The following is a 25,015-nucleotide window of genomic DNA, read 5'->3' on the forward strand; positions in this document are numbered from 1 at the left end:
GACGACACTGTCCGAACCGCCTACCAGTGTCCTGTGCGCGACCTTGACTCCTGAGGTAGACGAGAACGACATACCTACTGGTTCCACAACGAACCGGTCACGCCCTCTCGACAGATGAATGTGAGAGGGGTCACCCTGTCATTCATCCACGCGGGGAGGCATGGATGGGCAGGAGCCGCAGATCAATTCCGGAAGAGCTTCTACTGCTGGCGTTGGACCCGGCCACGGGTACCACCGCACAGCCGCAGTCGCTCGACCTCGGTCTGGCCGGAGCACAGCTAGTGGAGCTGGCGATGGCCGGACGGATAGCCCCGGACGGGGATCGTATCGCCGTGGTCGTTCCACGGCCGACTGGAGATCCAACACTGGACAGTGCGTTGGAACTGCTTCGCCGACGCGGAGCACCCGTACGCGCGGTCAACTGGATTGGCGGGCCCCGCCTGGGGCTGCGTCAGACCTACCTCTCGCATCTCGAGCGGTGCGGCATGGTGCATGCCGTGGCGGGACAGATGTGCGGGGTGCTGCCGACAACTCGCTACCAGGCGACGGACACGGAGATCAGCCGGGAGATCAGAGCCCGACTGGACACCGCCATCCGCACCGGCGTCCCGCCGGACCCGCGGACGGCAGCGCTCGCCGCCCTGGCCCATGCGGTCGGTCTCGGCAAGCACCTGTATCCGGGTAACGAGGGACGTTCGTCCCGCTCCCGGCTGCGGGACCTGATCCGGCACGACCCCATGGGCGGTCTGGTGGCCCACGCTGTCATGGACGTGCAGAACGGCGTCGCGGTCCAGCCGCGCCGCAGCCCGGCACCGGCCGGCCGTCAGGCCACCCCGGGAGCCAGGCCAGCACCGGAGCCCGCACGCGGCGTTCCGATGCAGCCGCACCGCGGATCCATGGCGCGCGCCGTGGCTCACTGAGCCGCAGTCCCACGGCGAACGCCCGGTCCACGAGGCACCCGTACGACCCCGCACGACCTCGCACCACCCCGTACGACTCGCACGCGCACCACGCAGGACCTCAACAGCGCCGCACCGCAGTCCCCAAGACCGGTTCGGGAGCCGTCGGCCCGCGCGGGTCGGTGAGGGACCGTAAGGATGTCCGCACGGACTCCGACACGGCCCTCACCGCCCCGCGCGGCCGCATGTCCGGGACCGGACACCCGGCCCGAAGTGCCACGCACCCGACGGGCGCACGACCGGTCGGACGGCCGGGCACAGAGCGGGCATCCGGCACATGGCGTCCGGCACATGCGTGTCCGGAGGCGTCCGGACACGGGCCCGGCAGGATAAGCGGAATCCGCCGAACTGGCGTGTACCGCGCGCATATCTCCCGTCTCGGCATCGCATATCCGCAGTTTCCCAGCGGTACCACGCACCTTGGTGGCAGTCTGCTCAACAGCAGATACGGAAAGTGGCAAGTACAGGCACGCAGCCGGAGGTGCACGTCCCATGGCGTCCAACGTCAATCCCACCGTCAGGCGACGCCGACTCGGCCAGGAGTTGCGCAGGCTGCGCGAACAGAAGGGCATGACGGCCGAAGAGGTCGCCGAGCGGCTGCTGGTCTCCCAGTCGAAGATCAGCAGGCTGGAGAACGGCCGCCGCAGCATCAGTCAGCGCGATGTCCGCGACCTGTGCGGGGTGTACGAGGTCGAGGACCAGCGGATGGTCGACTCCCTGATGGAGATGGCCAAGGACTCCCGACAGCAAGGCTGGTGGCACGCGTTCGGGGACGTCCCGTACAGCGTGTACATCGGACTGGAGACGGACGCGGCGTCACTGCGCGTCTACGACCCCCAGGTCATCCCGGGGCTGTTGCAGACCCGTCCGTACGCGGAGGCGCTCATCACGGGCGCGCTCCCGGAGACGGCCTCCAGCGACATCGACAACCGCGTCCAGGTCAGGCTGCGTCGGCAGGAACGAATCACCGCGGTGGAGAACCCGCTGCGCCTGTGGACGGTGCTCGACGAGGCGGCGCTGCGCCGGCTCGTGGGCAACAAGCTGCTGATGCGGGAGCAGTTGGAGTCCCTGGTCGAACAGTCGCAGCTGCCGCACGTCACGGTGCAGGTCATCCCCTTCGAGATGGGGGCTCATCCGGGCCTCAACGGCCAGTACGCGATCCTGGAGTTCCCCGACGCGGCCGATTCCAGCGTGGTCTACATCGAGGGCGTCACCAGCGACCTGTATCTGGAGAAGGCGCAGGACGTTCAGAAGTACAGCGTCATGTACGAACACTTGCGGGCACAGGCCCTGAACGTGGACCAATCCCGGCAATTCATCGCGGACTTGGCGAAAGAGTACGCACGCTGACGCCCTGGAGAAGCAAGGGCCGCACATTACACCTCCGCATCACGCCAGTGGAAGACCCGGCTGGTATATGCCACCCGGTCGAGTGAACGGTTGGTCCGCATAAGGGCGTTGGCGAGTAGCGTCGATCAGGCCATCGAGGAACAACGTTGGCGCAAACCGTGCCGAGGGCTCCGCAGGGTGCCCTCCGGTCGGCGACAGCAACTCACCCCCTGGTCAAAGCGGAGCGAACATGGCAATTCAGCAAGGCGCCACGAGCACCTGGACGAAGTCCTCGTACTCCACGGGCAACGGCGCGTGTGTCGAGGTCAAGTCCCCGGTCCTCGCGGCGATGTCGGTCCGGGACTCCAAGGTCCCGTCAGGTCCGACGCTGGCTTTCCCGGCCGACTCATGGAACTCGTTCGTGGCAGAGATCAGCCGGGGAGCGTCCGACCTCATCTGATGCTTCACCGCCACTTCTCACAACTCCATAAGCAGCACAGGAAGAGCCCTCTCGACTGGCCCGCCGTCCTGGCCGAGGGGGCTCGGCCATGCCCGGCCGGCCCCGGCCACCCTCAGCCGCCCAGAGTCACCTGAGCTGGTCCACGTACAGATCCGTCCCCGGCACCGTGGGGACGAACGGCGCCACCAACTCCACCCGCCCCAGGCCCCCTTCACCGACCGCCTCCCCTAGTCCCGTGAAGTGCGCCTCCCAGCAGTCCCGTGGATCCGCCTCCAGGAACCACAGCAGCGTCAGCCGTACGTCCACGCCCTCGACCTGCTTCACGTACGTCATCCGGTCACCGGGCAGCGGGGTCGGGTGGAAGACGGTGACCATCGCGGCAGGCGACCCGGCCAGCTTCCCGGGCAGGTACCGGGTCCGCAGCCACTCCAGCAACTCCCCCCGCGCCTCCGGGGTTTCGGCGTCGACGACCTGCAACACCAGGCCCGCGTACGGGTGGTCGAGGGCGTGGAAGTCACGGGGGCCGGTGTCGCCGTCCCGGTAGACCGTCGTCTCGTGGTCCTGGAACGCGGTGAAGACGTGGGTACGGTCCTGACAGACGCGGTCGTCTCGATTCAGCCGTTTGTTGATGCCGACGGTCCAGCGCATGTGGTCGGCGTAACGGCCCTGCGTGATCCAGTAGGTGGAGAGGTAGCAGCCCGCCGTGACCGGCTGCGCCACCGCCGACTTCTCGGGGTAGCGCAGGAGTTGGAGGTCCCGGGTCGCGACCCAGCGACGGCCGGAGAACATCCAGGGCATGGCCATCGCGCCGGCGATGTAGTGATCATCCTCGTACCAGCGGTTGTACGCGTGCTCGTGCCCCGGGTGCGGCTCGACCATGGTGATGAGCGCGTGGCCCGGGTGGACACCGTACGGGCCGAGGGCCGCGAGTTCGGCGTACACCTCGCTGCGGGTCTCCTCAGCCGTTCCATTCGCGACCTTCCCGTTGCCAGCCCTCTCGTTCGCGACCGTTCCCTTCCCGGCCGTTCCCTTCTTGTCCATTCCCATCCCCTCTCCTCCTCTTCCTTCCTCTTCCTTCCTCCTTCGGACGCCCATACTCTGACGCTCCGTCAGGTAATCCGCCAGAGTCGAGGAGGGCTTCGATGTCGCTGCTCACAGGGAAGACCGTGGTCGTCTCCGGTGTCGGGGCCGGGCTGGGGCGTCAGGTCGTGGCGGCTGTCCTGCGGGACGGGGGGAACGTCGTGCTCGGGGCGCGTACCGAGGTGCACCTCGTGAAGACCGTCGCCGAGCTGGATCCGGACGGGGCTCGGACTGCGTACCGGTCGACCGACATCACCGACGAGGGTCAGTGTCAGGCGCTGGCCGCGCTGGCGTGCGAGCGGTTCGGGCGGATCGACGGGGCCGTCCATGTCGCCGCCTGGGACAGCTACTTCGGGGGGATCGAGGACGCGGACTTCGAGAGCTGGGCGGGTGTCGTCGACGTGAACCTGCTGGGCACGCTGCGGATGACGCGGGCCTGTCTGCCGGCGCTGAAGGAGCGGGGCGGGAGCGTGGTGTTCATCGGGACGCAGTCCGCCGTGGCCGCGCCCTCACAGGTGCGGCAGGCCGCGTACGCCGCCTCCAAGGGGGCGTTGACGAGCGCGATGTACTCACTGGCCCGGGAGCTGGGACCGCACCGGATACGGGTCAACACCGTGCTGCCGGGGTGGATGTGGGGGCCGCCGGTGGAGGCGTACGTGCGGTTCACGGCTCAGGGGGAGGGGGTGCCGGAGACCGAGGTGCGGCGGCGGCTCGCGGAGCGCATGGCGTTGCCCGAGCTGGCCACGGACGGGGATGTCGCGGACGCTGTGGTGTTCCTGGCTTCGGAACGCGCTCGGGCCATCACCGGACAGTCTTTGCTGGTGAACGCGGGTGAGCTGATGCGGTAGCTGATATTCCGCCAATCTTTCAGTGGTCGCGCTGAGTTCATGGACATGAACCGAGGTCAGTGCGGCGAACTTCTTTACTCCCTCTTGACCATACGGGCTGTTGTCGCTGCCATGCCAGCGAATCGACGATGAGCGGGCGCTCGACACCCCGCTCGACCAGCTCGACGCCCCTGGGAGGGAGCACATGAACGGTCTCGACTGGACCGTGCTCATCGCGTACTTCGGTGTGATGGTCGCCATCGGTGTCTGGTCCCACAAACGGGTCGACAACGTCAGCGACTTCTTCACCGCGGGCGGGAAGATGCCCTGGTGGCTGTCCGGCATCTCCCATCACATGTCCGGATACAGCGCGGTGATGTTCACGGGTTACGCCGGTATCGCGTACACGTACGGCGTCACGTCCTTCGTCACCTGGTCCTTCCCCATCGCCCTCGGCATCGCCATCGGCTCCAAGCTGTTCGCGCCGCGCATCAACCGGCTGCGCTCCCGGCTCCATGTGGCGTCCCCGTTGGAGTACCTGAAGAACCGGTACGACCTGAAGACACAGCAGGCGCTGGCCTGGTCCGGGATGCTGCTGAAGATCGTGGACGTGGGCGCCAAGTGGGCCGCCATCGCGACCCTGTTGTCCGTCTTCACCGGGATGTCCCTCAACCAGGGCATCCTCATCACCGGCGCGATCACCGCCGTCTACTGCACGATCGGCGGTCTCTGGGCCGACGCGCTCACGGAGTTGGGGCAGTTCGTCATCCAACTCCTCGCCGGTATCGCGATGTTCGTGGCCGTCGTCAGCAAACTCGACGACCACGGAGGGTTCTTCGGGGTCTGGGACGACCCCGCGCTGCAGGGCCACGGGAAGCCGCTGGTGGGTCCGTACGGCACGGTCTTCCTGCTCGCGTTCCTCTTCATCAAGCTGTTCGAGTACAACGGCGGCATGCTCAACCAGGCGCAGCGGTACATGGCCACGGCCACTCCCCGGGAGGCCGAGCGGTCCGCGCGGCTGTCGGCGATCCTGTGGCTGGTCTGGCCGTCGGTGCTGTTCTTCCCGATGTGGATGTCCCCGCTGCTGGTCCAGTCGCAGAAGCCGGACGGTTCCGACTCCTACGCCCTGATGACCGAACAGCTGCTGCCGCACGGGTTGTTGGGGCTCGTCATCGTCGGTTTCTTCTCCCACACGATGGCCATGTGCTCGTCCGACGCGAACGCCATCGCCGCCGTCTTCACCCGGGACGTCGCGCCGGTGGTCTGGAAGCGGGCGCGGACCTGGACGGACTCGTCGGGGCTGGTCGCGGCGCGGGTGACGACGGTCGTCTTCCTCGGGCTGTCGATGGCCGCGGCGACGCAGGTCAACTCCCCCGCGTTCAAGGACATCATCACGGTCGTCATCAAGTGGGTGGCAGGCCTGATGGGTCCGATGGCGATTCCGATGATGCTGGGCCTGCTGCGGCCGTTCCGCCGGTCGGGGCCGACGGCGGCGCTGGGCAGTTGGTCGATGGGGCTGCTGGCCTTCTGGCTGGTGAACTACCCGATCAACTGGAGCGTGGACGGCGGGGTGCCGCTCCAGTACCAGGTGTCGATCCCGCTGGCCGTGTCGCTGGTGCTCTACATCCTGATCGGCTTCCTGCGGCCCGAGGACACGCCGGAGCGGTTGGCGATCATCGAGACCGTGAACACGGACGGGGACGACGACACCACCTCGGTCCGGGTGTCCGTCCCCACCCCGGAGCCGGCGGACGCGACGCCGGGGAAGGGCTGGACGAAGGACTGAGGCGGCTGAGGCGGCTGAGGCGGCTGAGGCGGCTGAGGCGGCTGAGGCGGCTGAGGCGGCTGAGGGACGGTCCCATGGCGGTCACCCGTCCCTCGTCATCCGCCTGGCGTCATCCGTCCGGCGTCATCCGTCCGGCGTCATCCGACCCGGGTCATCGGCCCGGCGCCATCCGACCCACGTCACCCGCCCGGCGCCATCCGACCCGCGTCACCCGTCCCACGTCATCGGCCCGGCGTCACCCGTCCCACGTCATCGGCCCGGCACCATCCGTCCCGCGTCATCGGCCCGGCACCATCCGTCCCGCGTCATCGGCCCGGCACCATCCGTCCCGCGTCATCCGCCCGGCGTCACCCCATCCCGCGTCATCCGCCCGGCGTCACCCATCCCGCGTCACCCGCCCGGCCTCACCCACCCGGTGTCACCCAACCCGCGTCACCCGTCCCGCGTCACCCGTCCCGCGTCATCCGCCCGGCGTCACCCGACCCGCCTCACCCGTCAAGCCCGTGGATACCGTGCGAGCCACCCCGGTGAAGATCCCGCCGGGCCGTGGAGGGCCGGTCCCTGGGTCATCTCCATGGCGAAGTCGTCGGCGATGACCAGCATCGTCGGTCGGCCCTCCAGTTCCGCCAGCCAGGCGGGCGGGAGGGCCGTCTCGCCGTGCAGGGCGCCCAGCAGGCCGCCGGTCAGGGCGCCCGTCGCGGCCGAGGGGCCGCCGTGGTTGACCGACAGGGACAGCCCGTGGCGGACGTCCTCGCCGACCAGCGCGCAGTACACCGCCACAGACAGGAGGCCCTCCGCCGTGCCGGCGCCGGCCAGGTCCGCGACCCGCGCGGGGGACGGGATGCCCTGGCGTACGGCGCCCAGGGCACGCTGGAGGGCCTCCGCCACCTGCTGGTGGCCGGCTCTCGCCGCCAGCAGGGCCAGCGCCCGCTGGACCGCCGCGTCGAGGCTCTCGCCGCGCGCCAGGCCGTGCACGATCACGGCGTACGCGCCCGCCGCCAGGTAACCCGTCGGGTGGCCGTGGGTCTGCGCGGCGCACTCCACCGCCAGCTGCATCACGAGCTGCGGTTCCCAGCCGACCAGAAGCCCGAACGGGCCCGAGCGGGCCGCCGCCTCCACGCCCCCCTCACCGGGGTTCTTGGGCGCGTCCAGGGTGCCCATCGTCTCGTCGCCGAGGCCGAGCAGACAGGAGAGGGCCGGGTCGCGACGGGCGTACAGCCACTCCTCGCGGGCCAGCCAGCCGTCCTCCTTGCGCCGCTCGTCGGGCCCCCAGTCGCTCTGGGTGGCCGCCCAGCGGCGGTAGGCGCGGTGCAGGTCGGTCGGCGGGTGCCAGGCGCCGGTGTCGCGACGGACCTGGGCGCGGATCAGGCCGTCCAGGGTAAAGAGGGTGAGCTGGGTGATGTCGGTGATCGCACCGCGTCTGCCGTACGCGAAGGCCAGATCGGTGAGGCCCTCCGCGCCGTACGCCTCGTGGATGGAGTCGAGGGTGAGTCCGTCGAGTGGCGCGCCCAGGGCGTCACCGAGAGCCGCGCCGAGCAGTGTGCCGCGGACCCGGCTGCGGAAGTCCTGCTGTTCGGAGCGGCCCCAGATGGCGCCGGACGCGGCACCGGCCACTCCACCGGATGTCATCACGCCCACCTCGGACCTCCCTCACAGCACCGTTCGTACGATTGACAGCTCAGCACTGTAATCGACCGGGAACGGTCTGCTCAGGGCCCGGATTGGTATGCGGAATCTGGCCCGACTGGGCATGAGTGGTCCCAGCTGGTCACCAATCGGGAGCCTTACGCCGTCTCCACACACCCCTCACAGCCCTCACACGTGTTCCCCCGCCTCACCCGCCTTGCATGCCCTGCATGCCCTGCATGCCTCCCGCCTACGTCAGCGCGCGTACCGCCCGCTGATCGTCTCCCGCGCCTCCCGCACCCGCGCCAGCCGTACGGCGAGCCGCTCAGCCTCCTCCGGCGAACCGCCCGGCGCCCGCGCCAGCTCGCCCATCAGGTCGGCCAGCCACGCCACGTCCACCCACTCCCGCGGTCCCGTGAGCAGGACGGCGAGATGCTCGTCCAGTCCCGCCCAGTCGCCGAGACCCGCCGCGATCACCGCGTGCGGAAAGCCGGAGGCGCCCTCGGTCGGCTCCCAGCCGGAGGCCAGCCGGTCCGCCTCACGCCACACCGGGCGCGCGGCGTCCCGGCCCCGCTCCCCGGCGACCGCGAGGGCGAGGCAGAAGACGCCGCCGACCTCGCGCAGGGCGCGCATCCGGTCCGCCGTCTCCCGGGCGGCCCGCCACTCCCCCGCCTTGCGCTGGGTGCGGGCCAGCTCCTCAAGGCCGGCCGGCTCCACGAGCCCGAGCCGCGCGGCCTCCGCGAGCGCCGCCGCCGCGTCCTCGGGGCGACCGTCCAGGAGGTGGAGCCGCGCGAGGGTGTGGTGCGCCCAGGCCAGGTCGTCGCCGATCACGAGATAGCGGCGCAGATCGGTACGTGCGTCCTCGGGGCGGCCCACCGCCAGCAGGGTCATGATCCGCCGCATCAGCTGCCAGGCCCCGTCCGGGTCGAGCGCGACCGCCCGGTCCAGATCCGCCAACGCCGCTCCGTACAGCCGCAGTTCGTGCAGTACGGCGCCACGGCAGCCGACCGCCCGCACACTGCCCGGGAACAGTGACAGAACCCGGTCCAGGTCGACGCGCGCCTCTTCGAACCGGCCCAGACAGCGCAGCGCCTCGCCCCGGTTCCACAGCGCCAAGGCGCTCTCCGGCTCCAACTCGAGCGCCCGGTCGGCGTCTTCGTACGACGCCTCGTATCCGTCGATCCGCCGGTGCACCACCGAGCGCTGCACCAGCGCCCAGAGGTACGACGGATTCAGTTCCAGCGCCTTGTCCAGGTCGGCCAACGCCTCCTCGTGGCGACCGAGCCGGCCGCGCGAGGCTCCCCGGCTGGCGTATCCCGACGCGTAGGCCGGGGCGAGTTCGAGGGCCCGGTCGTAGTCGGCGAGGGCCTCGGCGTCGCGGCCGGCGACCCGCAGCGCGTCGCCGCGCTGGCACACGACCCAGGCCACCTCGGGGCCGAGCGCCACCGCCCGGTCCAGGTCGGCGAACTGAGCGGTCTGCTCCCCGCGCGAGCGGTGCACCCGGGCCCGCCGGACCAGCGCCCACAGATGCTCGGGGTCCACTTCCAGAGCTCGGTCGAGGTCGGCGAGGGCCTGCTCGATGTCGCCGGTGCCGTGCCGGGTGACGCCGCGGGAGGCCCAGGCGCCGGCCAGGTCGGGGCCGAGGACGACGGCCCGGTCCAGGTCACGGATCGCCTCCTCGTGGTGGCCGAGGACACGGTGGTAGTCGCCGCGTGCGAACAGGACACGGGCGGTGTCGGGGGCGAGTTCGTCGGCGCGGTCGAGGTCGGTGATGGCGGCGGCGTAGTCACGCTGTTCGGCGCGGGTGACGCCCCGGCCGTAGTAGGCGCGCTCCAGTTCGGGATCGAGGGCGAGGGCCTGTTCGTACTCGCCGAGTGCCCTCTCGTACTCCCCGCTCAGCCGCAGTTCGCGGCCGCGCAGCATGCGTGCGACGGCCTGCCCCCGCGCGTCGAGCCCGGCCCGGCCCAGCAGCAGCGCGAGCACGCCGAGCACCCCGCCGGCCCCGCTCTCCCCTCCGCCGTCTCCGCCGTCGCCTTCGTCCGTGAGCGCTTCGAGGAGGTCGTGTCCCCAACTCCGTACCGCCGACGCCTCGTTGTCGTCCCCGGCATCCACCAGCACCCGCGCCAGGCGCCGGGCGACCACCTCCCCGTGGTCGCAGGCGTCGACGACGTCCCGCAGGACGAGGGGCAGCGCCGTACGGGGGGACGCGCACAGCAGGTGGTACGACTCCGCGAACCGCAGCTCCCGCCACTCCTCCGTCGCCCACAACTCGTCTGCGTGGAGAGGCACTTCGGCTTCGGCGCGCCAGCCGGCGAAGGTGTCCGCCAGCCAGGTGTGCTGCTCGGCCCAGCGGCGCGGGGAGCGGCGGCGCTGGAGACGGAGCATGGGTGCTCGTACGACGTCGTGGTACTGGACCCGGTCACCCCGGTCGCTCACGAACGGCAGGGCCCTCAACCACCCGAACAGCACGTCGAGTTCGGCCTCGCTCCGCGCCTGCGCCGGGGCGGGGAGCGCGGCCCGGAAGATGTCCGCGTCCAGGCGCCGGGGCAGCGCGCACGCGAGGGCGGCGGCCCGGCGCAGGGGGTCGGACTCCCACTTCAGGAACCGTTCGACGGCGGTCGCGCTCGGGTCGCCGATGTCGTCCGGGTCGGCGGGGCGGGCCGCGGCGAGGGTCGACACCAGCACCGGCAGTCCGCCGGTGAGCCGCAGCACCTCCTCGACGACCGGCTCGTCCGTCACGCCCCTGTCGGCGAGCAGTCCGCGCGCCTCGGCCTCCGTGAACGGCCCGAGGGGCACCTCGGTGACGAAGTCGGCGAAGCCTCCCCAGCGTCCCGTGTCGAATCGCCGCTGACCTGCGGTGACGAGGACGAGGTTGGCGGGGAAGGAGAGGTCGCCGTAGCGGTCGGTGGTCATGATGTCGTGCAGCCAGCCGTCGAGGAACGGGCCGGTGCGCTCGTACGTGTCGAGGAACAGGACGATCCAGGGCACGGCCGCGCAGATGTCGTCCAGCTCGGCGAGCAGCACCGGCGTGAGGACGCGCTCGGGCGCGAGGACGAGCTGTACGTCGTCCTGGTTGCGCAGCCGGGCGGCGATCCCGGCCCGTACCCGGTCGGCGCCCTGGGCGATCCGGTCGGCGTCGAGTGCCCCGGCGAACGGTCCGACGACGGGGATGAGTCCGGCGCCGACGAGCCCGATCCGGGCGGCCGTCAGACTGCCGGCCGAGGGACTTTCGGGCTGCGGTTCGAGGCTCGCGACGGCGGACTCGGCCTCGTGCCGCCGCTCACGATGGGCCGCGAGGAGCCGCTCCAGTTCCTTGAACCGCCGTCCCTGGGCGGCGAACTGACGGCACATCACCGCCAACGCCTCCGGGACGCTGCCGGCGCCCTCGTCGACGTACGCGGTGAGCGCGCCGCGTTCCTTGGCCTGCTGCTCCAACTCCCTCACCAGGAAGGTCTTTCCGACCCCGGCGTTGCCGTGCACATGGAAGCGGAAGTGGTGGCGTTCGTCGTCCGGCGGCAGCTCGAAGTTGGCCCGGAACGCCGCCCGTTCGGCACTCCGGCCGACGAACCCGGCGCGTCCGCGCTGCTGGATCAGCTGCCGCATCGACGGCCGCGGGGCCTGAGCCATCCGTACGTCTCCCTGTGTCGTGGCGGTGTCGTGGCGAACCTTCTGCCGCATCAGTGCCGCATCCATCAGTCTGACCAAACTCCCCAACTCGCCTACGGTGAACGGGAGGTCAACCGAGGAGGGGACGTGGAGACGGCGTCCGGGCCGATCCATAGAGTTGCCTCATGACCACAACAGGTACCCCCCACTCCACGCGTACCACTCCCCCCACACATACCGCGCTCACCCTCGCCGCGACGGTATTGACGGCGACCGTCGCGCTCTACATCGCCCTCGTGGCGCTCGGCAACATCACCGACTTCGGTTCGAACCAGCAGTTCGTGCGCCATGTCCTCGCGATGGACACCACGTTCAAGGACGACGACCTGATGTGGCGGGCCATCACGTCGAAGGGCCTGGCGGACGCGGCGTACGTGGCGATCATCGCGTGGGAGACACTCGCCGCGTTCGTCCTCGTCGCCGGTACGTGGCTGTGGGTCCGCCGCGACCTCGAACGGGCGCGGAGCGTCTCGACGTACGGCCTGCTGATGCTGATGCTGCTGTTCGGCGCCGGTTTCATCGCGATCGGCGGCGAGTGGTTCGCCATGTGGCAGTCCGACGACTGGAACGGCCTGGACGCGGCGACACGGGTGTTCCTGCTGAGCGGGGTGGTGCTGCTGGTGCTCCACCTGCCCACGGGTGCGCCCCGAGCGGCGGCCGAGGAGTCGTAGGGAGCGGCGCGGTTATCTGACGACTGTCTGACAACCGCCAAGCCGACTACTTGACGACCGTCACCTCGGTGCCCGTGTCCCCGAAGGCCCAGAGGGCGGTGCCGTCCGCCTTGGACATGCGGATGCCGCCCGTCTGGACGCCGGACGCGGGCTGCGGTGAGGCGCCGTCGACGGCGTTGGAGAAGGCGATCGAGAGCCCGGAACCGGTGGCGAAGAACATGACGTGCTCGATCGCGACGCCGTCGGAGCCGGTCCGGGCCTCGACCCGCTGCCCGACCGTGTACTTTCCGGGGTCCGGGCTCACCGAGCCCGGCCACACCACGAACGTACGGCGGGTCTGCTCACTCGCGTCGACCAGCCAGACCCGCTTCTGCCCGAGCGAGTAGACGACCCGCCGCCCGGTTCCCGACCCGTCCGGCACGGCCGCCTCGACGGCCTGGCTGGGTTTGGCGGAGGGCTTCGCCGAGACGGAGGCGTTGGGCCTGGCGGCGGCGGTGGCGTGGGGCTGCGGACCCTGTTCGGCCTTCACCGCCAGCACGGCGACGGCGGCGACCGCGCCCAAGGTCAGACCGGTGACCCAGACCGATGAGGGAAGCCGTCGGGCAGCCACGGTCACGCATCTCCTCAGCTACGGAACCCGCCGCCGGGTACTCCGCCGGGGGTCGGATCATCGTACTCCGACGTGCGTGCCCTCCCTGGACGGTCGAGGAGCGGGGAGGGCATCCGGGTGGGCGGGGCCCCGGTGTCAGTTCTGGTATCAGTCCTTGCGTCAGTTCTGGTGGACGACGTTGCGGCCGGGGCCGCCGCTGAGGGCGTCCTTGCCAGGACCGCCGTACAGCCTGTCGTTTCCGCTGTTGCCCTGGATCGTGTCGTTGCCGCTGTTGCCGTAGAGGATGTCGTCGCCCGGGCTGCCGTAGATCAGGTCGTTGCCGGTGCCACCGCGGATCGTGTCGTTGCCGGTCCCGCCGGTCAGGGTCTGCCGGCCCGCACCCCCGGAGATGAGGTCATTGCCCGTGCCCCCGTCCACGCGGCTCCCCTCGCCGTCGGCGGAGATCGTGTCGTTGCCGTCCTGGCCCCAGGCCCTACCCCGGTCGTGCACGGTGATGTTGTCGTCGCCGGGTCCGCCGTAGACGAGGTTGACGTCGGTGCTGCCGGTCTGGGTCGACGTGTCCTTTCCGGCGCCCAGCTCGATTGCGGTGGGGAATTCGTAATTTGTGTGGTTGTTGTAGGTGACGGTGTCGTTGCCGTCGCCGAGTTTCATGGTCAACATTACGTACTTGTGGGTGGCGTCCGGGGTGTGCTGGTTGCAGGTGATCTTGGTGCGGTCTGCGGGGTCGGGGTAGTTGCAGACGTGCCCGGGGTCCTCGATCGGGACGACGTCGTGGATGAAGTACATGAAGTAGAGATTCACGCCACCGTCCTCCCACGCCTCGACTGTCACCTTGTTGGTCTGGCCCGGCGCCGCCTTGTAGACGAAGGACTTGCCGTCAGCGCCCATCGTCACGGTGGCCACCGGTTCCGCGGCGCCGGCGGGCAGGGCGACCAGGGCGGTCAGTCCGGTGGTGACGGTCAGGGTCAGTGCCGAGGCCACGCGGAGCGCCTTGCGGCTGACGAGCCGGCGTACGGGACTACTCGCGGAGCGAGCGGGCATTGCACAGCCTTCAAGAGGGACAAGCGGGTTCGACACCCCCAGGTGACTCGCGGCGCGCGCAAAGGGTTGTGCACAAAGAATCCGCACAGCGTTGCCAGAGTGATTGACGAGGAGGGTGGGGCGATCTACCTTCTGATCGACTTTCCGAACCTAGTTCGAAATTTCGGCCAATTCGCTTCTCCGGCTGCACTTTCATGTCCCCCATCACCCCATACGTTCCATACGTGGCGTGCAGCCGCTCACTCCGCTCCCGGACCAGCACCCGCACACCCCCGTAGCCGCACCCGCTTGGAGACACCGATGAGCGCACGACCCCAGCCCTCCCGCCGTCTCTTCCTCGGCATGGCCGCCACCGCCCCGCTCGCCGCGTCCGGCGTCCTGACCCTCGGCGCCGGCACCGCCCACGCGGCCGACTCCGCGTACGTGATGTGCTACTTCACCGAGTCGACGAGCCTCGGCGCCGGCACCGACTACGGCCTCCACCTGGCCGTCAGCCCGGACTCGCTCAACTGGACGCCACTGAACCAGAACAACCCCGTGGTCACCCCCACCGCAGGCGCCCTCGGACTGCGCGACCCGTTCCTCATGCGCAAGCAGGACGGCACGTTCGTCGCCATCGCCACCGACCTCAAGAGCACGGACTGGTCGTACAACAGCCAGTACATCCATGTCTGGGACTCGGCCGACCTGCGCACCTTCACCGGCTACCGGCGCCTGAAACTCCACGACATGACCACGCACAGCTGGGCACCCGAGGCGTTCTGGGACGCGGGCCGGGGCCAGTACGCGGTGATCTACTCGGCGGTCAACTCCAGCGGCCACAACGTGATCATGGTGAACTACACCAGCGACTTCGTCACGGCGTCGGCTCCGCAGGTCTTCTTCGACCCCGGCTACGACGTGATCGACGGTGACATGGCGGTCGGCGTCAACGGCTACAACTACCTCTTCTTCAAGAAGAACCAGACCCTGGTCTCCGCCCGCTCCACGACCCTCAACCCGGGCAGCTTCACCGAGTACAGCGCGGGCGTGGCTCACGGCGGCACGGAAGCCCCGACCGTCTTCAAGTCGCTGTCGTCGAACACCTGGTACCTCTGGGGCGACACCTACACCCCGAACGGTGTCTTCTACGCCTGGCAGACCTCCGACCTGGCCTCCGGCACCTGGACCGCGCTCGACCAGAAGACCTACACGCAGCCGGTCAACTCCAAGCACTGCGGCATCACGACGATCACGACGACCGAGTACAACAACCTGCTCACCAAGTGGGGCGCCCCGGCCTGGAACCGCCTCAAGTCGTACAACTACCCGGCCCGTTACGTCCGCCACGCCAACTACGTCGGCCGCATCGACGAATACCCCTTCGACCAGTACACCGACTCGGAGTGGAAGCTCGTCCCGGGCCTGGCGGACAGCACCGGCATCTCCTTCCAGTCGGTCAACTACCCCACCCGCTATCTCCGCCACTACAACTACGCCCTCCAACTCGACGTCAACGACGGCACGTCGACCTTCGCCGGCGACGCGACCTTCTACCGCACGGCGGGCCTGGCGGACAGCTCCTGGGCATCCTTCCGCTCGTACAACAACCCGACGCGGTACATACGCCACTCGAACTACGTCCTGCGCATCGACCCGATCTCGACGACCACGGAGAAGCAGGACGCCACGTTCCGGGTGGGGTACTGATGCTGGACGGGGGGTGAGTGTCCCGCGCACGGCTACGGGCTGTCCCGCCTGCTTCTCGGGTTCTGCTGATCGTCACAACTTCCGACGTCCGGGTGGGCGATGAAGGACATAAACGCTGAAGGGTGGCGCCCGAACGAGTAAGAGGGTGCCCCTGGGGGCGCGCAGGGAGCAGCAGAGTGCCCCGATTGCCGGAGCCTTCACTTCGGGACCATCCCCGCACGTGCGGGGAGCAGGCATCCAGTTCGATCCAGCCCGTGCCCGGACCGGGACCATCCCCGCGTGCGGGGAGCAGTGACATCGGCGGTCCAGCGGTAGGTGCGGGTCAGGACCATCCCCGCGCGTGCGGGGAGCAGTCTGGACCGGTCTCGACGGCACAGCCGCATTCGGGACCATCCCCGCGCGTGCGGGGAGCAGCCAATCGCCGGACTACGTGGCGGGGAGCACGGGGGACCATCCCCGCGCGTGCGGGGAGCAGACGGAATCCGGGGGCAGCATGGTGGGCGCGTTGGGACCATCCCCGCCGGTGCGGGGAGCAGCAGGAGGCGGAAGTCCTCCCGCCCGTGCGCCCGGGACCATCCCCGCCCGCGCAGGGAGGATCTCAACCGCTCCCTGATCGAGGACGCCAGTCGCCTGCTCCCCCACTCGCGGGGTGTTCTCAACCGTGCGCTTCGGACGCCCGATGGTCTCCGCATGGCCAGCCCGTGAGCTCTAACCCGTCGCGCTGCTGCCCACTCTCACAGTGCTGCGCAGGGACTGGAAGTCTCCGAGGAGATCCGGTGCTTGGTACGGGCACGTGCCGGAAGCCTGCGAGCGGACGGAGGACCTCGCATACAGCGGCGGCTCGTCCCCGGCATGAGGAGCAGGCCGCCCCAGAAACAGGTGCTGGTCAGCAGGTAGTCCGGATCATCACCACCAGGTTCGGCGAAGCTACTGACGGCTGGCTCTGACCGATGTCCTCGTAGCCCCACGACCGGTAGAGCGCGTGGACCTTCCCGTCTCCCGCTGCCCGGTTGACCATGAGCGTCACGTACGGCTCGTCGCGCGTGGCGAGGAAGGCGTCGTGGAGGCGTCGCGCGGTACCCGTGCCCCGCCACTGGGTGCGTACGCCGATCTCCTTCAGGGCCACGGCCGGACGCTCTGTGTATTCGTGCGCCGGCGCCGGGACCGTGCGCTGCCAGTACCGGTTACCGTGCTCGATCGTGTTGCCGTAGACGTATCCGACCGGATGCCCGTTTACGTACGCGAGCACAGCCCCGAAACCCGACTCGACGCCATGCCGGTCCAGGCGCTCCCCGAACGCGGTGACCGCGTAGTTCGGCAGGTGGAGCAGCGGGGCCCGTACGTCGGCGTACACATCGAGGAGGTCACCGCGGACGGTGTAGAGGGTGGTGAACGTGCGCAACTCGATGCCGGGCGCCGGGGTCACGCGGCCATCCTCCAGGCGGCGGTGTGCTCGGTCCAGGTGTGCACGGTGGTGCCGTCCGGTCCGGTGGCTCGTAGCGCGGCCCCGAACTCCTGCAGCATGCGCGCTACCCGGACGTGTTGCGTAGCAACGTCGACGGGGACTTTCATCGCCGTAGCCGTGGCGGCATCGCCGTCGCCCTGGGCAAGTTGGGCGTGTGCGAGTCGGGTGGTCGTGATGGCCCGGGAGCGGACCATGTGGGGCCGGAGGGCAGACAGACAACGGTGGGCATGGAACTCGGCGGTCGGGTAGTCGCCGAGCGTCAGATACGCCGACAGGGCCAAGGAGTCCAGCTCGGCCTGATCGTAGAAGGCGAGCATCCACACCGGCCGATAGTCGGCAGGGTCGGCGCGCAGCATGGCGTCCTGTGCCTGCTCGAACGCCCGCCGGGTGCCGCTGCGGTCCTGCGCCGCGCCATGGATGGCCGCCTGTCGGGCCAGGCCGAGGGACGCGAACAAGGGGTCGCGGCGGGTGAGGTGCAGGTTGCGGGCAACGTCGTTCGCGGCAAGCGCGTCGGCAGGACGCCTCATGTGGCGGTACATGGTCCCCGCGTGACTCCAGATGCGGAACTTGATCGCCTGGTCGCCGGACATCTCGGCGAGGGTCTGTGCTTCTCGCATGTGCGTCTTCGCGTCCTCGTAGCGGCGGCCGTCGATCGCCGCCCACATCGCCGAGGAGCGGAACGAAGCCGCGCAGGCATACAGGTTGCCGCGTACACGCTGGCTGGCACTGCCGGCAATCTGTAGGTTCAGCGCCTCGTCGGCGAGCGCGGCGGCCCGCTGCTCGATGCCGAGTTGGCCGCCGTGGCGGTGGTCACTGGCGATGATCTCCGCGAAGCGTTGCTGCAGGCGGTCGACGTCGCCCATGCCGATACGGCGCGGCGATCCACTGCCGGGCACGGCTGCTGCTGCGGCAGTGGCGGCGATGCCGCCGACGAGGGTACGGCGCTTCATGTCGAGGTCCTCCTGCGATGCGGCTGGGGTGGACCGGGCCTGGCCCCGTGGCACGAACCCTAAAGCCGTGGCGGGTAGGCCGCTGACGTCCTCAAGGGCCCTGCGGGTAGCCGATTTCGGCCACCGTACCCGCCCCGCTTTCCAGGAGCGGACGGATGATCCGTCCAGCCCGCCGGACCGTCCGGTCAGTCGCCCCACGGCCGTGTTGACCGCATCGGCAAGGGAGTTGGAGCTGTGACCGTGCTCGTTCATCCACGCCTCAAGAACGGTGTTGCGCGTGATGCCCATCCACGCACGGTAGCCGCACGACCCCCCATCCGTCAGGTAACGGCGAGGTCAAATCGCCCTAGGCCTCACCGTCTGGCACTCGTCTGACCGCCCTAACCAGCTGGCTACGACTCGCAGTTGTCTGGTCACAGGCTGCTCCTCCCCGAGTGCGGGCGGCTGTTGACGGCCCGGCCCGCTCCTGAGTCCGCCAAGGGGCGGGCCGGGCACCGAGACAACGACAAGGGCTCCACCAATGACGAGTCTCAGTACGCCAGTTCAGGCTGCCCCGACCGGGCCTCCCGCCTACAGCCAGACCTTCCCGTGCGAGCCGACGACGGCCTCGATAGCCCGCAAGCTCGTCCGCGACGCCCTCGCCGTATGGCACCTGAACGACTTCGCCGACCCCGCAGCGCTGATCATCTCGGAACTGGTCACGAATGCCATCAGACATACCCCGGGCCAGTCGATCCGTCTGCTCGTCCGACGGCCGAGTACGGCGCTGGTCCGCGTCGGGGTGGTGGACCGGGCGCCCACGCGTCTGCCGGTGTTCAACCCTGTCGCTGCCGACGACGAGTCCGGCCGTGGCCTGCTCCTGATCGACGAACTCGCGGACCGCTGGGGCTATGACCTGCGGGGCTCCGGTCGTCGCCCGTGGGGCAAAGAGGTGTGGGCCGAGCTCCTCACCGAGGCCGACCAGTGACCGCAGCCCTCGGCGCCTTCGCTGCTGTTTGGCTCCGGCCGCGCCCTGAGCGACATGCGCCACCGCAGAAGCTCATCCGCGCCTTCGGACAAGCGGCCGCCAAACCAGAAGTGCACCTACGGAAGGAGCACCAGACCATGACCATTCCGCTTTCGAACACCAACGACGTGGACTGGACCGCGCTGCGGAACTTCGCCATGCTGCGCGGCCAACTCAGGGTCTCCCTGACCCCGAAATGCAACGAGAAGTGCTGGTTCTGCCACAACGAGGGTGACGTCCCGCCGCCCTTCACACACCTGCACCGCGATGCGCTGCCCCGCGACCGCGAGATGACCGCTGAGGACTTCCTGACCGTCCTGGGCGCCCTGATGAACGCGGGGCTCAAGCGGGTGTACTTCACAGGCGGGGAACCGCTTATGTCGCCCTTGTCCCGGCCGATCCTCACCCAACTCCCCGAACGCGGACCGGACACGAGCTACACCCTGATCACGAACGGAACGCTGGTTCGCACTCATCAGAAATGGCTCTCTACGACCGCCCTGGACAAGGTGAAGGTTTCCCTCCACTACTTCTCGGACGCGTCGCTCAAGGCCATCGCCAATACCCGCATCGGCATCGCGACCATCCTCGACGGGATCGAGGCGGCCCGCGAGCTGTTCGAGCGAGTGGAACTGAACACGCTCGTACAGCGGGAGAACGAACACGAGCTGCACGACATCCTGGCCTTCGCTCTCGACCGTCGTATGCCTGTCCAGTTCATCGAGCTGGTGGACACCGACTTCAACACCAAGCGAAAGGACTCCGCGATCGGCGCCCAAGGCATCATCGATCATCTGCGCACCCTGACCAGGGACGAAGAGGTCGAGGTCTCCGGCGTCGGGCAGGGACGGCGGATCTTCCGCATCGACGGCATCGAGATCGACGTCATCCATCGCGAACTCGGGCGCCACCACGTCGGCCAGTGCGGCGCTTGCCCTGTCAGGTCCAAGTGCGTGGAGGGGTTCTGGTCCCTTCGCGTCGACCACGCCGGCGGAGTCCAACCCTGTCTGTTGCGGGACGACCTCCGCATGGACATCCGGCCTCTGCTGGCTGATCCGAAGCAGCTTCCCGCGGCCGTCGCACGGCACGTCTCGGCCTTCACCGAGGGCACCCTGTGATCCCCCTGCCCGCCCCGTACACGCCCGGGGTTGCGGAACGCCAGGGGCCGTTCGTGGTCCTGGAAGGCGTCTCCGGAGTCGGGAAGTCGACGCTTGCCCGAAGGTTGGCCAAGCGGCTCGGCGCCGCAACGATCCATACCCTCACCGATCCGCACACCAACTGGTCCGACTCGGTCAACCGGGAGCTTCGGCCGCTTCCGCAAATTGCCTTCTACCTCTCCGGTCTCCTGCACGTCTCCGACCTCGTACGGCAGGCCCTCAGCGTGGGACCAGTTGTCGCGGACCGCTACGTCGTATCGGTCATGGCCTGCCATGCCGCCGTCAACCACGCCGGCCTGGGCCAGGTGCAAGAAATGATCGCCCCGTTCCTGCCGTACCTCGTGGCGCCTGACGCCACCTTCTGCCTGGTCAGCTCCGGCAGCTCGCTGAAAGAGCGGATGGGCACCAAGACGGACGTGAAGCAGGACGACACCGACCTGTTCGACATCCCCGGCCGTCTTGCCAGGCTCCAGCAAAACTTCCATGCCGTCATCGACGAGGACCCCACGGCAGTCATGCTCCCCACCGATGGTCGCAGCCCGGACGACCTGGCGGATGCCATCGTCAAGTACCTGGAGGACAGGCGTGCTTAATCCGATCGACAGCGACGCCGTCATCCGTGACGGCCGCATCGCAGGGGTGTTCCCGGGCGAGATCCACGAGGGCGTGGCTTGGTGGGTCGCCGCCTGCTTCGTCCTGATCAGCCAGGCCCGGCAGATGGCCGTGGCCCACGACGAGCACCCCGTCACGGCCGAGTTCCACCGACGGTTCTGCCGGGGGGCTGTCAATGCCGAGCACTGGGGTTGCCACGTCTCCAGTCTTGGTACGGCCGACGAAGCCCAGCTCCTGCACGCCATGAAGGAACTAGGAGGCGTCCCCGGAGCCCTGCTGACCACGACCGACAGCGGCGGCGGCGGCGGGCAGATGATCACGATTCGCCTCTACGACGCGGACGGCCGGCCGGTCACCGAAGACACGGGCCTGGCAAGGCTACGAAAGGTGATCGCCTCCGACCGGATTCCCATCCCGGTGAACGACCAGGCCAAGGGGCGCATCACCGACCGCCGCGGCCTGGTGGTGACACTGTGACCGACACGGCCGAGGTCATCCAAAGCCAGACCAGCATCCTCTTCGTCACCCTGGACTCCCTGCGCCACGATGTCGCCCGAGCCGCCTTGCACGCCGGTCAGACGCCGCGCCTGGCCAGCGTCCTGCCGGGCGGGGTGTGGGAGGAACGCCGTACTCCCGGTACCTTCACCCTCCCCGCGCACATCGCCTTCTTCTCCGGCTTCCTCCCCAAGCTTCCGCAGCCCGTACAGCCGCCCCGGCTGTGGGAGTGCCGCCCGCCCGCGTTCAAGACCGTTGATCCGCGCACGTTCGTCTTCGACGCGCCGAGCCTTCTTGCCGGGCTCGCCCAGCACGGATACCGGACGGTGTGCATCGGCGGCGTGACCTACTTCTCACGGGAGACACCACTCGGGTCGGTGCTGCCCGACATGTTCGACGAGGACCACTGGCGTCCCGAGTTCTGCTCCCCGGAGCCCGATTCCACGCGGCACCAGGTAGACCACGCCCTGACCATCGCCGAACAGTCCACCGACCGGCCGCTGTCAACGTCTCCGCCACTCATGTCCCCCACGGCCACTACATCGGCGACAGTGCCGACTCCTGGCGATCCCAAGCTGCCGCGCTCGCGTACGCGGACGCACACCTCGGCCGCCTGATCGACGGGCTCACCGGCAAGAAACGGTGGCTGATCATCATGTGCGCCGACCACGGTGACGCATTCGGCGAGGACGGCTACCACGGCCGTGGCATTGCTCACCCGACCGTGCTGAACGTGCCGTTCGCGGCCTGGCTGTCGGAGTAGACGGCTACGCTCCCGGGCCATGACCGACTCACCCCAAGGGGACGCTCTGCGCGACGCCTCCGTAATCGTGGCCCGAGACGCGGACGGCACGGTCGCCGTCCTGGCCGCCGTGTTCCCGCAGCACGGCGGCGAGTACGTGTTCCTGCCCGGGGGACGCCGAGAGCCTGGCGAAACACCGGAAGAATGCGCGCGCCGCGAGCTGCTCGAGGAAGCCGGCGTCACCGCCCGGACCTGGCGGCCCCTCGGCTCGTACGCCATCACGCTGGACTCTCCTGCCCGCATCCACCTTTTCCTGGCCGAAGGCCTCACCTGCGGCCCGCAACAACTCACGCCCAGCGAAGAGCACTTCAAACTCGCATGGTGGCCAATGCCTGACGCGATCCAGGCCGCCACCGAAGGACGCTTCCTACTTCAGGGGGGCCCACTGGCACTGCTGCTGGCCCAGCAGGTCACAACAGCCCGACAAAAGCGGAACCCTGTTGTCGCATCAACGTCCTCGACCGGCTCTCCGACAGGCAACTCGACCGCCCCGTCACCAACGGCCTACGAGCGGTCGCCCTCGGGATCGAGTCCGGCAGTGACCGTGTCCTCAGGGAGATGGACAAGCGGATCCGACGCCGACATGACCGAACGCGTCGCGCGCCGAATCGCCGATGCCATCCCGCCTTTGCCGCTAGCGTCGATCGCCACACCCGACGAACCGAACCCCCAGGAACCGTGAGCGCGCAACCCGCACAGCCCGTCATCGACACCCATGTCATCCTCCGCGACGGCGACAAGATCCTCATGTCGCAGCGCGGCGGCCCTTACGGCCGCTATCGGTGGCACATGCCTTCGGGCAAGCTCGACAAGGGCGAGCCGTTGAGTTCCGGCGCCGCTCGGGAGCTGTATGAGGAGACAGACGTCACCGTCGACCCCGCCCACCTTCGCCTCGTGCACGTCGTGCATCACCGGCAGAACGAGGAGGTCGAGCGGATCGGCTTCTTCTTCGAGGCCACCGAGTGGGAGGGAACGCCCCACAACCAGGAACCCGAGAAGTGCCTCGCGCTCGCCTGGTTCAGCGTGCACGATCTGCCCGAGGACATCATCGAGTACCCAGAAGCAGGCCTGCTCGGCTATCTGAACGGCATCGACCGCCTCAACGAGCATGGCTGGCAGTAACTCTCGTCGCCGTTCGCGACCTGGCCGTCAGCGTAGGCACCTACGCCGACGGCCATGACCGACGCACCCCACGGGGACGCTGTGCGCGACGCGTCCGTAATCGTGGCCCGGGACGCGAACGGCATGGTCGCCGTCCTGACCGCTCCCAGCAGTCGGGAGGGCTGAACCGTCCCCCAACGGGTAGCAGAACTGTGGACGGCGCCGGCCGGTATCGAGGGATGGAGTCGCATGCCAGGCATGATCGAACGTATCAAGCAGTTCGCACGGAGCCCTCAAGGGCGTCGTGCGGTCGAGCAGGCGCGGCGGGCCGCCGCCGATCCCCGCCGGCGGAGCCAGGCCAAGCGCCTGCTGAGTAGGTTCCGCGGCCGTCACTGACGACCACAACCGCCCTGTACCAAGGGCGACTTGGTTGGTCGGGTGGGCTGGGAGATGTGCTGCTGGGCGCCCTACGGGGCAGTGCGGCTCTGGCACTTGACACTGCCCCGCGTGCGAACGGGTGTGTACCCGGGCCGGAGCTACGGCCTCAGTGCGCCGTCGAACTGGATCCAGGCCGACCAGCTGCCGCCAGGGCTGGCCTGGGATCGATGCCACACCTGCCCCGCGCTGTTCACCCCGAACAGCTCGATCCGGCCGTTGGCGTTGGTCTCCGCCGCGACCTGTGTCAGTCCGCCGTCGAGCTGGACCCAGGCCGACCAGGAACCACCGATAGTGGTCTGTGAGCGGGTGTAGATCTGCCCCGCACTGTTGGACCCGAAGACCTGCAACCGGCCGTCCGCGTTACGAGCCGCCGCGATCGAGTCCAAAGCACCGTCGAACTGGACCCAGGCCGACCAGCTACCACCAGGCGTGACCTGCGAACGGTGCCACACCTGCCCCGCGCTGTTCACCCCGAACAGCTCGATGCGCCCATCGGCGTTCGTCTCCGCCGCGACCTGTGACAGCCCGCCGTCGAGCTGGACCCAGGCCGACCAGGAACCACCGATGGTCGTCTGCGAGCGGGTGTAGATCTGCCCCGCACTGTTGGACCCGAAGATCTGCAGGCGGCCGTCGGCGTTGCGGGCCGCCGCGATCGATGTCAGCGCACCGTCGAACTGAACCCAGGCCGACCAGCTGCCACCAGGCGTGACCTGCGAACGGTGCCACACCTGCCCCGCGCCGTTCACGCCGAACAGCTCGACGCGCCCGTCGGCGTTCGTCTCCGCCGCGACGGAACGCAGCCCGCCGTCCAACTGGGCCCAGTTGGACCAGTCTCCGCCGATCGTGGTCTGCGAACGGTTGTAGATGTTGTCGGCACTGTTGGTTCCGAAGAGCTCCAGCCGCCCGTCCGCGTCCCGGGCGGAGGCTATGGAGGAGCCGTACGCGGAGACCGTGACTGCGGGGGTGACGCCCTTCGCGGGTGCGGCGGCCGAGGCTATACCGGATAAACCGATGGCCGGCGTGGCGATCAGTACTGCCGAAACCACCGAAACCGTTGCGGACACCACCAGTCGACGGATTCGTCTGTCGGGATTTCCCATGCGACTGACCTGCTTTCTGGTTCAGGAACAGAAACGGGAACAGAAAGTGGAGCAGGAACAGGAACAGGAACAGGAACAGGAACAAGGCGACCCTAGGACCGGGGCGCAGAAAAAGCTGGACGATTTCTGGACTGTCGCCGTCGCT

The 25,015-nt window shown here is 69.0% G+C and carries 22 protein-coding genes and 1 pseudogene; 15 read left to right on the forward strand and 8 right to left on the reverse strand.

Annotated elements, in window-relative coordinates; all coding sequences use genetic code 11:
- Positions 1-164 precede the first annotated feature (164 nt).
- The 3 genes from QA861_RS18685 to QA861_RS18695 all read left to right on the forward strand — a co-directional run bounded on the left by QA861_RS18685 (position 165) and on the right by QA861_RS18695 (position 2,748).
- On the forward strand, positions 165-920 hold the full coding sequence (locus QA861_RS18685) for a GOLPH3/VPS74 family protein (RefSeq protein ID WP_334589464.1): 756 nt from the start codon (positions 165-167) through the stop codon (positions 918-920).
- A gap of 531 nt (positions 921-1,451) precedes the next feature.
- The gene (locus QA861_RS18690) at positions 1,452-2,309 is read left to right on the forward strand and encodes a helix-turn-helix domain-containing protein (protein WP_006380955.1); all 858 of its coding nucleotides are present in this window, start codon (positions 1,452-1,454) and stop codon (positions 2,307-2,309) included.
- 229 nt (positions 2,310-2,538) lie between these two features.
- Positions 2,539-2,748 (forward strand): DUF397 domain-containing protein, encoded by a 210-nt coding sequence (locus QA861_RS18695; RefSeq protein WP_334589465.1) that lies wholly within the window; start codon positions 2,539-2,541, stop codon positions 2,746-2,748.
- A gap of 126 nt (positions 2,749-2,874) precedes the next feature.
- On the opposite strand, the gene QA861_RS18700 is transcribed toward QA861_RS18695, so the two are convergent.
- The gene (locus tag QA861_RS18700; RefSeq protein ID WP_334589466.1) at positions 2,875-3,789 is read right to left on the reverse strand and encodes a hypothetical protein; all 915 of its coding nucleotides are present in this window, start codon (positions 3,787-3,789) and stop codon (positions 2,875-2,877) included.
- A gap of 101 nt (positions 3,790-3,890) precedes the next feature.
- Here QA861_RS18700 and QA861_RS18705 point away from each other — a divergent pair, with 101 nt between their 5' ends.
- Positions 3,891-4,676, forward strand: a complete 786-nt coding sequence (locus QA861_RS18705) for an SDR family oxidoreductase (RefSeq protein WP_334589467.1) — start codon at positions 3,891-3,893, stop codon at positions 4,674-4,676.
- 184 nt (positions 4,677-4,860) lie between these two features.
- Positions 4,861-6,441: a sodium:solute symporter family protein gene (locus tag QA861_RS18710; protein ID WP_334589468.1), complete on the forward strand. Its 1,581-nt coding sequence runs from the start codon at positions 4,861-4,863 to the stop codon at positions 6,439-6,441.
- A 495-nt stretch (positions 6,442-6,936) separates the two neighbouring features.
- Here the strand turns inward: QA861_RS18710 and QA861_RS18715 are convergent, their stop codons facing one another.
- Both QA861_RS18715 and QA861_RS18720 read right to left on the reverse strand, forming a co-directional pair.
- Complete coding sequence (locus QA861_RS18715; RefSeq protein WP_334589469.1) at positions 6,937-8,070, reverse strand: ADP-ribosylglycohydrolase family protein; 1,134 nt, start codon at positions 8,068-8,070, stop codon at positions 6,937-6,939.
- A 252-nt stretch (positions 8,071-8,322) separates the two neighbouring features.
- Complete coding sequence (locus QA861_RS18720) at positions 8,323-11,694, reverse strand: tetratricopeptide repeat protein (RefSeq protein ID WP_334589470.1); 3,372 nt, start codon at positions 11,692-11,694, stop codon at positions 8,323-8,325.
- Positions 11,695-11,858: 164 nt separating this feature from the next.
- On the opposite strand from QA861_RS18720, the gene QA861_RS18725 reads away from it, so the two are divergent.
- A complete protein-coding gene (locus QA861_RS18725) occupies positions 11,859-12,404 on the forward strand; it encodes a DUF2165 domain-containing protein (RefSeq protein ID WP_334589471.1) in 546 nt (181 codons plus the stop codon).
- Between the two features lie 46 nt (positions 12,405-12,450).
- Here QA861_RS18725 and QA861_RS18730 read toward each other — a convergent pair whose 3' ends face one another.
- Together QA861_RS18730 and QA861_RS18735 are read right to left on the reverse strand one after the other, a co-directional pair.
- The gene (locus QA861_RS18730) at positions 12,451-13,020 is read right to left on the reverse strand and encodes a hypothetical protein (RefSeq protein ID WP_334589472.1); all 570 of its coding nucleotides are present in this window, start codon (positions 13,018-13,020) and stop codon (positions 12,451-12,453) included.
- A gap of 153 nt (positions 13,021-13,173) precedes the next feature.
- Entirely contained in the window at positions 13,174-14,055 is an 882-nt protein-coding gene (locus QA861_RS18735; protein WP_334589473.1) for a calcium-binding protein, read from the reverse strand.
- A 300-nt stretch (positions 14,056-14,355) separates the two neighbouring features.
- Here QA861_RS18735 and QA861_RS18740 point away from each other — a divergent pair, with 300 nt between their 5' ends.
- Positions 14,356-15,744 carry a glycoside hydrolase family 43 protein gene (locus QA861_RS18740; protein ID WP_334589474.1) on the forward strand — a complete coding sequence of 463 codons (1,389 nt, stop codon included), beginning with the start codon at positions 14,356-14,358 and terminating at the stop codon, positions 15,742-15,744.
- 886 nt (positions 15,745-16,630) lie between these two features.
- Here the strand turns inward: QA861_RS18740 and QA861_RS18745 are convergent.
- The gene (locus QA861_RS18745) at positions 16,631-17,170 is read right to left on the reverse strand and encodes a GNAT family N-acetyltransferase (RefSeq protein WP_334589475.1); all 540 of its coding nucleotides are present in this window, start codon (positions 17,168-17,170) and stop codon (positions 16,631-16,633) included.
- Positions 17,167-18,447, reverse strand: a complete 1,281-nt coding sequence (locus tag QA861_RS18750; RefSeq protein ID WP_334589476.1) for an NsdA family TPR-like regulatory protein — start codon at positions 18,445-18,447, stop codon at positions 17,167-17,169. Before QA861_RS18750 ends, QA861_RS18745 begins: the two co-directional genes overlap by 4 nt.
- A 232-nt stretch (positions 18,448-18,679) precedes the next feature.
- Between QA861_RS18750 and QA861_RS18755 the strand changes: the two genes are divergently transcribed.
- From QA861_RS18755 to QA861_RS18790, 8 genes and pseudogenes are all read left to right on the forward strand, one after another.
- Positions 18,680-19,126 carry an ATP-binding protein gene (locus QA861_RS18755; RefSeq protein WP_334589477.1) on the forward strand — a complete coding sequence of 149 codons (447 nt, stop codon included), beginning with the start codon at positions 18,680-18,682 and terminating at the stop codon, positions 19,124-19,126.
- A 137-nt stretch (positions 19,127-19,263) separates the two neighbouring features.
- A complete protein-coding gene (locus QA861_RS18760) occupies positions 19,264-20,283 on the forward strand; it encodes a radical SAM protein (RefSeq protein ID WP_334589478.1) in 1,020 nt (339 codons plus the stop codon).
- Positions 20,280-20,915 (forward strand): dTMP kinase, encoded by a 636-nt coding sequence (locus QA861_RS18765; RefSeq protein WP_334589479.1) that lies wholly within the window; start codon positions 20,280-20,282, stop codon positions 20,913-20,915. The genes QA861_RS18760 and QA861_RS18765 overlap by 4 nt, the downstream gene beginning before the upstream one ends.
- Positions 20,908-21,411 carry a phosphohexomutase domain-containing protein gene (locus QA861_RS18770; protein WP_334589480.1) on the forward strand — a complete coding sequence of 168 codons (504 nt, stop codon included), beginning with the start codon at positions 20,908-20,910 and terminating at the stop codon, positions 21,409-21,411. The genes QA861_RS18765 and QA861_RS18770 overlap by 8 nt, the downstream gene beginning before the upstream one ends.
- Positions 21,408-22,046 carry a hypothetical protein gene (locus QA861_RS18775; protein ID WP_334590685.1) on the forward strand — a complete coding sequence of 213 codons (639 nt, stop codon included), beginning with the start codon at positions 21,408-21,410 and terminating at the stop codon, positions 22,044-22,046. The genes QA861_RS18770 and QA861_RS18775 overlap by 4 nt, the downstream gene beginning before the upstream one ends.
- Positions 22,046-22,192: a hypothetical protein gene (locus QA861_RS18780; protein WP_334590617.1), complete on the forward strand. Its 147-nt coding sequence runs from the start codon at positions 22,046-22,048 to the stop codon at positions 22,190-22,192. Before QA861_RS18775 ends, QA861_RS18780 begins: the two co-directional genes overlap by 1 nt.
- A 19-nt stretch (positions 22,193-22,211) precedes the next feature.
- Positions 22,212-22,652 (forward strand): annotated as a pseudogene (locus QA861_RS18785) (NUDIX hydrolase); the annotation flags it as partial.
- Between the two features lie 257 nt (positions 22,653-22,909).
- A complete protein-coding gene (locus QA861_RS18790) occupies positions 22,910-23,353 on the forward strand; it encodes an NUDIX hydrolase (protein ID WP_334589481.1) in 444 nt (147 codons plus the stop codon).
- Between the two features lie 515 nt (positions 23,354-23,868).
- On the opposite strand, the gene QA861_RS18795 is transcribed toward QA861_RS18790, so the two are convergent.
- Positions 23,869-24,816: a PLL family lectin gene (locus QA861_RS18795; protein WP_334589482.1), complete on the reverse strand. Its 948-nt coding sequence runs from the start codon at positions 24,814-24,816 to the stop codon at positions 23,869-23,871.
- Between the last annotated feature and the right edge of the window lie 199 nt (positions 24,817-25,015).

Origin of the sequence: Streptomyces sp. B21-083 (assembly GCF_036898825.1) — a bacterium.
Classification (GTDB): Bacteria; Actinomycetota; Actinomycetes; order Streptomycetales; family Streptomycetaceae; genus Streptomyces.

Excerpts from the sequence above, each read along its gene's own strand:
- QA861_RS18750 (WP_334589476.1), bottom strand. The coding sequence starts at position 18,447 with ATGGGCATCACGCGCAACACCGTTCTTGAGGCGTGGATGAACGAGCAC.
- QA861_RS18760 (WP_334589478.1), top strand. The coding sequence starts at position 19,264 with ATGACCATTCCGCTTTCGAACACCAACGACGTGGACTGGACCGCGCTG.
- QA861_RS18735 (WP_334589473.1), bottom strand. The coding sequence starts at position 14,055 with ATGCCCGCTCGCTCCGCGAGTAGTCCCGTACGCCGGCTCGTCAGCCGC.
- QA861_RS18755 (WP_334589477.1), top strand. The coding sequence starts at position 18,680 with ATGACGAGTCTCAGTACGCCAGTTCAGGCTGCCCCGACCGGGCCTCCC.
- QA861_RS18690 (WP_006380955.1), top strand. The coding sequence starts at position 1,452 with ATGGCGTCCAACGTCAATCCCACCGTCAGGCGACGCCGACTCGGCCAG.
- QA861_RS18715 (WP_334589469.1), bottom strand. The coding sequence starts at position 8,070 with ATGACATCCGGTGGAGTGGCCGGTGCCGCGTCCGGCGCCATCTGGGGC.
- QA861_RS18700 (WP_334589466.1), bottom strand. The coding sequence starts at position 3,789 with ATGGACAAGAAGGGAACGGCCGGGAAGGGAACGGTCGCGAACGAGAGG.
- QA861_RS18710 (WP_334589468.1), top strand. The coding sequence starts at position 4,861 with ATGAACGGTCTCGACTGGACCGTGCTCATCGCGTACTTCGGTGTGATG.
- QA861_RS18740 (WP_334589474.1), top strand. The coding sequence starts at position 14,356 with ATGAGCGCACGACCCCAGCCCTCCCGCCGTCTCTTCCTCGGCATGGCC.
- QA861_RS18695 (WP_334589465.1), top strand. The coding sequence starts at position 2,539 with ATGGCAATTCAGCAAGGCGCCACGAGCACCTGGACGAAGTCCTCGTAC.
- QA861_RS18725 (WP_334589471.1), top strand. The coding sequence starts at position 11,859 with ATGACCACAACAGGTACCCCCCACTCCACGCGTACCACTCCCCCCACA.
- QA861_RS18720 (WP_334589470.1), bottom strand. The coding sequence starts at position 11,694 with ATGGCTCAGGCCCCGCGGCCGTCGATGCGGCAGCTGATCCAGCAGCGC.
- QA861_RS18705 (WP_334589467.1), top strand. The coding sequence starts at position 3,891 with ATGTCGCTGCTCACAGGGAAGACCGTGGTCGTCTCCGGTGTCGGGGCC.
- QA861_RS18685 (WP_334589464.1), top strand. The coding sequence starts at position 165 with ATGGGCAGGAGCCGCAGATCAATTCCGGAAGAGCTTCTACTGCTGGCG.